We start from the raw sequence: 9,366 nt of genomic DNA on the forward strand, positions 1-9,366 counted from the left end.
TTCTTTAACACAACTCAAGACAGACCCAAGAGTGGCAGAAGTACGTGACGAAGGTGAAGATGGAAAATGGGTGGATTTGAAAGATGGTTTTATAAATACAATGTCTGAGACTCACAGTATCCATGAAGATACGTGGGAAGAAGTAATTTTCCAGATGAATCATAGCGTGGAGAAAGAACGCAATAATAAAAAAGGTAAAATCTATAGCACTCAGTTCATGCTCATCAAGGGTGTCCGGCTGAACGGTCAGCTCCCCTTCCTGATGGAGTGGAAGGCTAAGGTAGGGAAAGTGTCTCCGCTGAACCGAAGCGAGCGTGAGTTCAAGTCCGCCATGAACGACATCTTCACCCGGCAGGCGGCAGACGCACGAAAGAACGTGGAGCGGTTTGTCAAGTCTGGTGGCACCTTGATTGACGGCAAGAAGTGGACAAACGAGACCAACCAACTCACGCTTCCGATCCGTTGGCATCCGTTCAAGGCCGGTGGCGATACGGCTCTGTCCGCCATTCACTTTGACCTGCCCGAGTGGATTGAGAGCAAGCAGGTGCTGGACGCCATCCGCAACGAGAACTTCATGTTCGCTAGGGAGATCAGCAACGGCACGGCAGACAGGCTGCAAAGTGAACTGCTTGAGGGTATGGACAACGGTGAGACCATAACTGAGCTGAAGAAGCGCATCTACGACATTGACGAGGAGTGGCAGGACGCGGGTCGTGCCGAGATGATAGCGAGGACAGAATCAGCCAGAGCATACTCCACCGGCACCACCGAGGCTTGGAAAGAGACCGACGTGGTGGAGGCGAAAGTCTGGGACGCAAGTGCTGATGCCTGTGCTTTCTGTTTAGCTATGGACGGGACTGAGGTGGAACTGGACAGCAATTTCAAAGACCTTGGTGACACGATGGCGGTGGCGGGTGGTGGGACGATGGAGTTTGATTATAGCAGTGTGGGTGGTCCTCCGCTTCATCCAAATTGCCGTTGCGCCCTCACCGCACGATTAGAATAAACAATAAGGAAAACAACAACAGATGAAAAAACAGCTTGAACTTGGAAATCTTTTACCTATGTTGGACGTAAAGATTCGTGACAGCGTTCATAAAACCTGCAAGGACGAAGGGCTTGACACCGACCACTGCTTCGTGGAACGCACAGTCCATGCAGAGAAGGCTCGCACCAACCAGCTTGACGAGGGGTCACGTGCGGCGATGAAGTATGTATCCACCCGCTCCTGCGACGCCGAGGGTGATGTGGTCGTCCCAGAGGGAATAGTGCTCAAGGAGTTCCTCAAGAATCCCGTATTCTTTTGGGGGCACAACTACAGCCTCCCGCCACTGGGTAGCGACGAGACCGTGGATGTCAACCCGATGGGGTTGCTGGTGAAGTCAGTCTACGGTGACACTGGTCCAGGCACGATGGCCGAGGTGGTGTGGCGACTGGTCCAGCAGGGACACCAGAAGCAAAGCTCAATTGGATATGTGCCGCTCAAGATCTCCAAGAAGACCGACAACGGGTTCAGCGGCGAGCTGGACATCATGCAGAAGTCATGGCCGGAGCTGGGCGAGAGCCGCAAGAACGTCAAGCGGATTCTCCACAAGGTGCTCATGCTAGAGCATAGCGACGTGGGACTGGGGATGAACCGGGACACGACCGTATTGCAGGTGGCTAAAGGATACGGTGCAACTGATCTGATGTTCAAGCAGATGGGGTTTGATGTGAAAGTGGCGTTGGGGTCATTATCATGTGATGATTTACGAAATAGATTGCAGACTACACTTCGGGAGAAGTACCCTGTTTCTAGTGGTCTTCAAGTGGGTCCAAGTACTCCATGGGTGAATGAAATATTTGACACTTACTTTATCTACTCGGACGACAAACAAGTATTTTGGAGACAAAATTATTCTGTTACTGACGGAGAAGTGTTACTTGTAGGTGATCCGCAGAAAGTAGAGAAACGAATTGTGTATGAGTTAAAGGCCGTCGGGGTGGATGGAGTCACTACAGATGACGCCCCCGAAGGCGATACTGAAGGTGGAGAGGTGGCGATGGTCTGTCCCGAGTGCGGCGCAACCGCTAAGGGTAAGCCGGGGATGCTGTGCCCGAAGTGCAACAAGGTGATGAAGGCCAAGAAAGAGGAAGTCAACGAGCAGAAGGAACTTTGCGCGTGGTTTGGTGGCGACCCGGAGATGAAGTCCTCCTATAAACTGATCCACCACAATGAGGCCGACAAGGTGCCAGTGTGGGAGCAGGTTAAGGACTCAATGGGGCTACTGCTTGGCGCGAGGGGTGGGATTGCCATCCCGCTGGCCGACCGCAAGGGCGTATATGACCATCTAGCCAAGCATTACGTTGAGTTTGGGAAAGAGGTGCCTGAGTTCAAGGACTACACGCAGGGCGAGTTGCGAGAGGGGTTCCCGGAACTTTACAAGAGCGAATACATCAGGCCGCTCTATATCGCCACTCCGACCGTGAGGGTGGTTGGCATGGGAGTCAAGAAGGTAATGCCCAGAGTCGTCTCGGTGGGCGAGCTGGTAGAGCAGGCGTTGAACAAGAAACTTGGAAGAATTTAACAAATAGATGTCAGAACGAAAACAACAGATGAATCTTTTCCGGAGAGTAAAGGAGAGCCTGAAGCTGTTCCTCAGCAGGGCAGACTCCACGAAGTCCGGGACAAAAGGAATATCGGTTGTGTTCAAAAAGATACGAAACAAAAACAAAGGAAAGAATAAACAATGAATAAGTTTATCAGAATATTAAAGGGTAAGTCGTGGACAGACCACACCGGCTCCACCCATGACGAGGACACCGTCCTTGAAGTAGATGTTAAAACGGCGGAGTCCCTGATTGAGAAGAAGGTGGCCGAAATCTACGACGCTGAAGCCGAAGCGAAAGCCAAGGAAGATGCCGAAGTACAAGAAGCCAAGATGAGCGATCTGGTCGGCAAGGCCGTCAGCAAAGCCATCAAGGAAATGCCCGCACAAAAGGGAATTAAGATTCACGTTGAGACCAAGGACCTGTCAGACGAAGACCCGACCTTCGGGTACCTGCCGGACAACCAGAAGTCCTCAAAGGAACTGCTTGAGACCAAAGAAGGCAAATTTGGAGTTATGCACGCGTTTGGTCAGTTTGCTCGTGATGTTGCTAGTGCTACCATGGGTGGTAGGGCATCTGACAAGCTCGTTAAATGTAAAGAGCGTTCTGACCAGATGCTGAAGAAAGCAGCTGGTGACGGCCTTGTGGTTTCCTCAGACCAAGACGGTGGCTATCTGATCTTCTCGGCGGCCAGTCAGATGATGAATCTGATCGCTTTGGAGAACTCAGTCATCCGTCCGCGAGCGACCAAGCTGACGATGAACACCCAGATCTTGCAGGTTCCTTATCTGCGCGATGTGACTCATGCGACTGGTACAGTCTACGGCGGCATCTCAATCAAGTTTGATGACGAGAACGCTGACACTGGCACCGGTACCAAACCTGCATTCGCCCGTCTTGAGTTCAAACTCAAGAAAATGACGGCGATGGGTTATGCGTCTGAGGAATGGATTAAGTGGGCGCCGGTAAGCATCGGCTCATGGATGATTCCTCGGTTTGGTGAGGCTGTCGGTTGGAAAGAAGACCTGTCATTCATCGGTGGAGTTGGCGGAGCACAGCCTCTCGGCTTGCTCAATGCACCCTGCCGTGTGGATATTTCTGGAATAACTGACCAAGATACCGCCACCTTCGTGTTGGAAAATACCACGGCCATGTTTGCTCGCCTGCGCGAGTTCAAGTCGGGTAGTGTTGTCTGGCTTATGAATCGGACAGTGTTCCCGCAACTTCCGTTGCTGAACGTAACGGGTGGAACGGCTAGCACGCCTGTGTTTATTAACAGCGTCCTTGGAGCCCCTGGCCAGAGCCTTTGGGGCTACCCGATCGTTTGGACGGAGAAGGTTCCTGTTCTTGGCGACGCCAAGAGCGTGGTCCTTACCGACCTGAGTGACTACGTGATCGCCGACGACCAGTCAGGCCCAGAGGTTGCGCAGAGCATCCATCTGAAATTTGATTATGGTCAGACTGCGTTCCGCATCACCAAATACGTCGACGGGCAGAACGCCAGCGACGCTGCATTCCAGCCCCGCTATGGCAGCACGTTGAGCCCTGTGGTTGCGATTGCCGCGATCTAACAATAAAACAAAATAATGACAAGGAGAAATGAAAATGAGATTAGTTGAAAATACGAAGATCGTCATGCGCGACCCTATGGTGGCGTCCAGCGCACTGACAACCGACACCAAATCGGTCAACATGTCCAAGTATAACCGTTGCCGGATAATGCTGTTTGTAACAGCCTCGTCTACAGCGGCTGACGGAACGGTCACACTGAAGCAAGGCACGACCACGACCGCCAACACTGCGTTGGCGTTTACGGAATACTGGAAGTGCGAGACCATTAGTGGTGACACGGCAGGGAATGACGCTTTGACTCGGGTTGAAGCATCCACGTTGACGACTGCTGGCGCGAGTTCAGCGACCAGTTTATACATATTCGAGGTCAAGGCCGACATGCTTGACACAGATACTCTGGCTTCTGAAAACCAGTATATCCGTCTCGATCTGGCAGGTGCGATCACAAACGCGACCCATACTGCGATTGTGTATGAGTTATATGAGCCTCGGTATGCCCCCGGTGCCGGCAACATGCCTTCGGTGAACACGTAATTAACATTGTCAAAGGGGAGCGGTTCTTCAACGATCCCTCCCCGGAGACAAAAGGAGAAGAGAATGAAGAAATTATGTTTAAGTTTGGCGGGTTGTTTTATTGCAGGATCGTTACTGCTTGCCGCCAATGTGGAGATGTCCTATTCCGGTCCGTCTGGACAGGGGGATTTGATCTACAAGGCGAAGTCTACAGGGACGACCAACCTGGCGATGGGAGCAGACGGGCTCTACAATGTGACTATGAACCCGGCGTATGCGATTATATTTGGCGATCTGACGATAAACAATGCCACAGTAAGAACGAATGCCACTGTTGGCGGAACGTTGGGGGTTACTGGCGTAGGTACATTTGCGGATAGTATTATTGTGAAGACCAACGCGGCAATCACTGGCAAGCTGACTGTTACCAACACGGCGACATTTACAGCTGAATCTGTGCATAATGGTGGTATTGATGCTAATTATATTACGACAGATGCTGGTTCGGGAATTGATGCTAAATCTGCGGGCGAATTGACGATTGGCGAGACAACCGCAAACGCCGTTACAATCGGAAACGCAAGCGCAACTGCTGAGATCAAGTCATCCGATTGGACTATCAGCACGGCTGGCGTAATTGCTAATGCAGCCTTATCTGCCGATCAGTTGACGGCGGCTACTGTTATGTCGGCGGTTGATGCTGGCGCGGCTACTAACCTAAACGCAAGCGCATTACATGATGGAACGGTCGCTAACGCTCGTCTGGATACCAACAGTCAAAAGTTGGGTCTGAATGACGGCGGATCATTGACCAATATTCCCACATCAGGATTGGTGCTTGGTGGGGCAAATATCAAGACAATTCTTGATTGTGCTGATTATTCAGCCGTAAGGACTGCCTTGTCATTACGTCCAGGGACTGATGTCCAAACGGAAAGCGTTAATCTTGATAAGTTGGCATTGAATGATGCTGGTTCGTTGACAAATATTCCTGGCGGAAATGTTCTTGGTAACGTTCCCGAAGCGGCGCTAACTAATGCTGCTGGGACATTAGGCGCATCTATTGGTGGTAATATACCGATCGCTGCTATTACTAATGCTATCCCAAATGCTGCGGCGATTGCCTTGAACGATGGCACATCATTAACTGGCGTAACCGCTCTGGCAATGAGTGCGGCTGGATTGACGGCTGCAACGGCAATGACCGCCGTAGATATAAACGCGGCCACAAATTATTCTGGCGCGAATATTGTCGCAGGCGGATCAGTAACGAACCTGTATTCCGGAACTGTTACTAATGGTATTACTGGCATAACAAACGTTTATGAGATCGTAAATGGTTTGATTGTGGCAGTAACAGAAAATCCGTAATGGTTTGAATAATTTGCAAAAGGTTAGGGGGGTTCAATCCCCTCTAACCAGAGGCAAAGGAAGGAAGAATGAAAAATAAGTTTTTAGTTCGGGTGATGGTTGGAGCGATTTTGATACTGTCACCGCTTTCTTTCTGTCAAGCAGAAGGGACAGTCACAGAAACATGGACTACTTTTGGAGAGCCAAACAAAGTGATCCTTAATTGGACAACCACCACCAATGGTAATGCAACAGGGGTTCTTACTAAATATATCAGGGGCGAAGTCTATCAGGTTGTTTTAGTTTCAACAAGTGTAGCGGTGGCGACATATTCTGTGGTGCTTACCAATTCAGCAGGAGTTGATCTGCTTCGCGGGACTTGTTCGGCTTTGGCCAGTAATAGTACGGTTGTAGTCTGTCCGGGAGTGAGCATAAGGGATGGTATATCTTCCAACGTGACCCGCTGTGCGTGGAATGATATTCCTACGCTGTCTGTGACCGGTCTTGGCACAAACTGTTCGGGTAGAGTTGACCTGTATTGGAAATAAAAACATAGGAGGAGATCATGGCAAAGCGAAAGATAGAACGAGTTGAGGAACAGGACGGGACAACTGAAGAGCAAGAACCGGTTGTTGCTGTTGTTCCCGAGAGAGTGGAGTTGCCTCCCCAGAACACGGCTCGCCCAGAACTCCCGGCTGAAGAGGTCAGGACGATAGAGATCAAGTGTCCGTCGGCGGCAGGCATCAGGCGTGTACAGAACTACGTGCTGGTGGAAGCTGGCAGGCAGTGGCACAAGATTTCCGTCAGGTCTGGCGATAAGGTGACGTGTGAGTTGAAGATAATTCGCGCTCCTGTGGCAAACAAGATGATTGAGAAACCCGATGAGGCAAAATGAGTCCATTCGCTCATAAACTATTTGTACGTGAGGTGAAAGGCTTTGATGAAGACGAGGGTCGATGGATCACAATGAATGGCAGGGCTATATTCATCGCTGAGGGACAAAGTGTATCTGATGCAATTGCTAAACGTGATGGAAAAGATAAAGGGAAAGAAGGACCTTCATCTGCTGAAAAACGAGCATTTACAGCAGTAACAAAACCATTGCGCGAAAAGGTGTCTGGAGGCGACGATGTCGTTTTCTTGGGTAAGGATGGACATGTTCAACACGGGATAGTTCATCTGTCGGAGACTTCAACAGAAAAATACAAACGAGGGGTTATTGAAGTTAGGATTCCTGGGGGCTCAATTAAGGATATACCAAAGGACGAATTAAGAATGCCAAAAGGTGGGCATAGAACGAGGGAAACATGAGCAGTCTGTTGACAACGCGGTTCTTGCTAAAGCAGCAGGCGGGGATATCCGGCTCCACCGATGACACTCTCCTGGACCGGCTGATCGCGGACGTGTCCGAGGCGATAGAGCGCAAGTGTGACCGAACATTCGGGACGGCTACCTACCGCCAGTGGCTTGACGGGACAGGGACAAGGAAGATGATCCTGCCCAACTCACCCATCACCAACATCTACATGGTCACGGGTTACTACGATGATGTGATGACGGTGATGTTCACAGGCGGCGAGGAAGCGTCCGTGTCGGTAACTAGTTCATCTGTCCTGCTGCACAGCGTGAGCACGGCGGGTGCCGAGACCAGCACCACGCTTGCCCTGGCGACCTACAAGACCGTCACGACCCTGGCCGCACAGATCAACCTGACGGCTGGCTGGACGGCGGTGATACAGTCCGGCATGGAGACGAGGCCGACCACGCTGCTGAGGCCAATGTGGGCAGACGACGCGACCGACCCGAACCTTGCCGAGCTGACGATAGCATCCGAGACCGACAAGATCAGGGTGTCGTGGGCTACCCAGCGAGCGATAGAGAGCGCGGATGGATTTGGCTTTACTTGCGGGAAGCAGAACATATTCGTGTGGTATGTGGCTGGGTACACCCTGCCGGTTGACAACACAGGGCATACTGCACTTGAGACAGCGGGAGACCTGCCGGGTGGACTTGTCTATGCGGTGAATGGAGCGATAAATGACTCTTACCTGTCACGGAAGCGAGATTTTACCCTAAAGAGTGAAAGCATCGGTGCATACTCATACTCCAACGCCGATACGTCGGTGGCGGCGGCTGTGGACGCTCGATGGAGGGAGTTGTCACCTTACGCGAGGAAAACTTTATAATGTCCTTCACAGGATTATTGAACAGCACATTTGATTTGATTTCACTGGGCATGACGGTGGACGCATACGGCGGGTGGTCATCCTCCCCATCAACCGTGTCTGCTATGTCCAGTGTTCCTTGCAGGATAACGGAACTGAGTGCGACCGAGCGGGAGTTGCTCTCGCGGGAGGGCACGAGCGCAAGCCATAAGGTGTTCTGCGACTACACCTCGGTGATCACGACGAAGCATGAACTTGAGATAAGTGATGTGAGATATCAGATAGTGAGGGTGAACGACATTGACCGGATGGGACATCACCTTGAACTAACTACCAATTTGACAGGATAAATATGGGACTCGGTACTCTAATCTGGCGAGGACAGGCTTTCATGGACGCCGTGGAGAAGAAGGTCAAGGCGAACCTGGACTCGGCGGCGATCATGGTGGCAAATGACGTAGTGGAATCATTTGGTTCTGCTCCAATGGAACCCAATAAAAGTGGCGGGTTTAAGAAGAACAGTTCTAAGGCGTGGAAACGCGGGCATCCATCTGCTCCTGGTGAACCACCCAATATCCAGACCGGCCATCTGAAGATCAGTATTGGTTTTGACGCCCCGAGTGCGCTGGTCAGGCGGGTTGGCAGTAGGATGAAACCGGGGGATAGGGACAATCCGAACAGCGAGAAGCATACGTATGCTTGGTATCTAGAAATGGGCACAGCTTATATGGGAGCGAGGCCCTATCTGATGCCAGCAGTCAGGCGAAACAGGTTAAAGGTGTTGTCAATGATAGTAAAGGGAACGTAGGACGGTCAAAACAGCGTCTAGAACGGTCGAGGACGGGTGCAAAATATGAAAAGGGTAAAAGGTTAAGGGGCAAAATGGACGAGCTGATAAAGGCGATCTGCGCTCAGTATACAGGTTCTTCAGGGGCCAACCTGCGCGCCAAGACCGGTGCCAACATCTATCTGGACACTGTTCCCCAGAACGTGACTGGGACGTGGCTGGCTTTTTCAATAGGAGAGGGAAACCAGCAGTGGTCAATGGGATCGTCAAACCGTAACTACATTCAGGACTGGCACGTCACCTTCAGGCTTTGCACGAGCGGGGCGATCACCAACCTGACTGTCGCATTGCCGTTGCTGACTGCTTTATACGACGATCAGCTTTTGACAA

At 51.3% G+C, this 9,366-nt stretch carries 12 protein-coding genes; all 12 read left to right on the forward strand.

What is annotated here, in order from left to right; all coding sequences use genetic code 11:
• Positions 1–1,006 (forward strand): phage minor head protein (locus tag PHI12_12090; GenBank protein MDD5511532.1); only part of this gene is annotated, 1,006 nt, incomplete at its 5' end.
• Positions 1,007–1,205: 199 nt separating this feature from the next.
• Positions 1,206–2,567, forward strand: a complete 1,362-nt coding sequence (locus tag PHI12_12095) for a hypothetical protein (protein MDD5511533.1) — start codon at positions 1,206–1,208, stop codon at positions 2,565–2,567.
• 162 nt (positions 2,568–2,729) lie between these two features.
• A complete protein-coding gene (locus tag PHI12_12100; protein ID MDD5511534.1) occupies positions 2,730–4,160 on the forward strand; it encodes a phage major capsid protein in 1,431 nt (476 codons plus the stop codon).
• Between the two features lie 64 nt (positions 4,161–4,224).
• Positions 4,225–4,695, forward strand: a complete 471-nt coding sequence (locus tag PHI12_12105) for a hypothetical protein (protein MDD5511535.1) — start codon at positions 4,225–4,227, stop codon at positions 4,693–4,695.
• Positions 4,696–4,758: 63 nt separating this feature from the next.
• Positions 4,759–6,045, forward strand: a complete 1,287-nt coding sequence (locus PHI12_12110) for a hypothetical protein (protein MDD5511536.1) — start codon at positions 4,759–4,761, stop codon at positions 6,043–6,045.
• 68 nt (positions 6,046–6,113) lie between these two features.
• Positions 6,114–6,572 (forward strand): hypothetical protein, encoded by a 459-nt coding sequence (locus PHI12_12115; protein MDD5511537.1) that lies wholly within the window; start codon positions 6,114–6,116, stop codon positions 6,570–6,572.
• A 17-nt stretch (positions 6,573–6,589) separates the two neighbouring features.
• The gene (locus PHI12_12120; protein MDD5511538.1) at positions 6,590–6,919 is read left to right on the forward strand and encodes a hypothetical protein; all 330 of its coding nucleotides are present in this window, start codon (positions 6,590–6,592) and stop codon (positions 6,917–6,919) included.
• Entirely contained in the window at positions 6,916–7,335 is a 420-nt protein-coding gene (locus tag PHI12_12125; GenBank protein MDD5511539.1) for a hypothetical protein, read from the forward strand. The genes PHI12_12120 and PHI12_12125 overlap by 4 nt, the downstream gene beginning before the upstream one ends.
• The gene (locus PHI12_12130; protein MDD5511540.1) at positions 7,332–8,210 is read left to right on the forward strand and encodes a phage head-tail connector protein; all 879 of its coding nucleotides are present in this window, start codon (positions 7,332–7,334) and stop codon (positions 8,208–8,210) included. Before PHI12_12125 ends, PHI12_12130 begins: the two co-directional genes overlap by 4 nt.
• Positions 8,210–8,539, forward strand: coding sequence for a phage head closure protein (locus PHI12_12135; protein MDD5511541.1), 330 nt, complete (start codon positions 8,210–8,212; stop codon positions 8,537–8,539). The genes PHI12_12130 and PHI12_12135 overlap by 1 nt, the downstream gene beginning before the upstream one ends.
• Positions 8,540–8,541: 2 nt before the next feature.
• The gene (locus PHI12_12140; protein MDD5511542.1) at positions 8,542–8,997 is read left to right on the forward strand and encodes a hypothetical protein; all 456 of its coding nucleotides are present in this window, start codon (positions 8,542–8,544) and stop codon (positions 8,995–8,997) included.
• A gap of 74 nt (positions 8,998–9,071) precedes the next feature.
• A partial coding sequence (locus PHI12_12145) for a hypothetical protein (GenBank protein MDD5511543.1) occupies positions 9,072–9,366 on the forward strand: 295 nt, incomplete at its 3' end.

Source organism: Dehalococcoidales bacterium (assembly GCA_028716225.1).
In the GTDB taxonomy this organism is placed as follows: Bacteria; Chloroflexota; Dehalococcoidia; order Dehalococcoidales; family UBA5760; genus UBA5760.

Bases quoted from the DNA above. Each gene is read 5' to 3' on its own strand.
- PHI12_12095 (MDD5511533.1), top strand. From the start codon at position 1,206: ATGAAGTATGTATCCACCCGCTCCTGCGACGCCGAGGGTGATGTGGTC.
- PHI12_12100 (MDD5511534.1), top strand. From the start codon at position 2,730: ATGAATAAGTTTATCAGAATATTAAAGGGTAAGTCGTGGACAGACCAC.
- PHI12_12105 (MDD5511535.1), top strand. From the start codon at position 4,225: ATGCGCGACCCTATGGTGGCGTCCAGCGCACTGACAACCGACACCAAA.
- PHI12_12110 (MDD5511536.1), top strand. From the start codon at position 4,759: ATGAAGAAATTATGTTTAAGTTTGGCGGGTTGTTTTATTGCAGGATCG.
- PHI12_12115 (MDD5511537.1), top strand. From the start codon at position 6,114: ATGAAAAATAAGTTTTTAGTTCGGGTGATGGTTGGAGCGATTTTGATA.
- PHI12_12120 (MDD5511538.1), top strand. From the start codon at position 6,590: ATGGCAAAGCGAAAGATAGAACGAGTTGAGGAACAGGACGGGACAACT.
- PHI12_12125 (MDD5511539.1), top strand. From the start codon at position 6,916: ATGAGTCCATTCGCTCATAAACTATTTGTACGTGAGGTGAAAGGCTTT.
- PHI12_12130 (MDD5511540.1), top strand. From the start codon at position 7,332: ATGAGCAGTCTGTTGACAACGCGGTTCTTGCTAAAGCAGCAGGCGGGG.
- PHI12_12135 (MDD5511541.1), top strand. From the start codon at position 8,210: ATGTCCTTCACAGGATTATTGAACAGCACATTTGATTTGATTTCACTG.
- PHI12_12140 (MDD5511542.1), top strand. From the start codon at position 8,542: ATGGGACTCGGTACTCTAATCTGGCGAGGACAGGCTTTCATGGACGCC.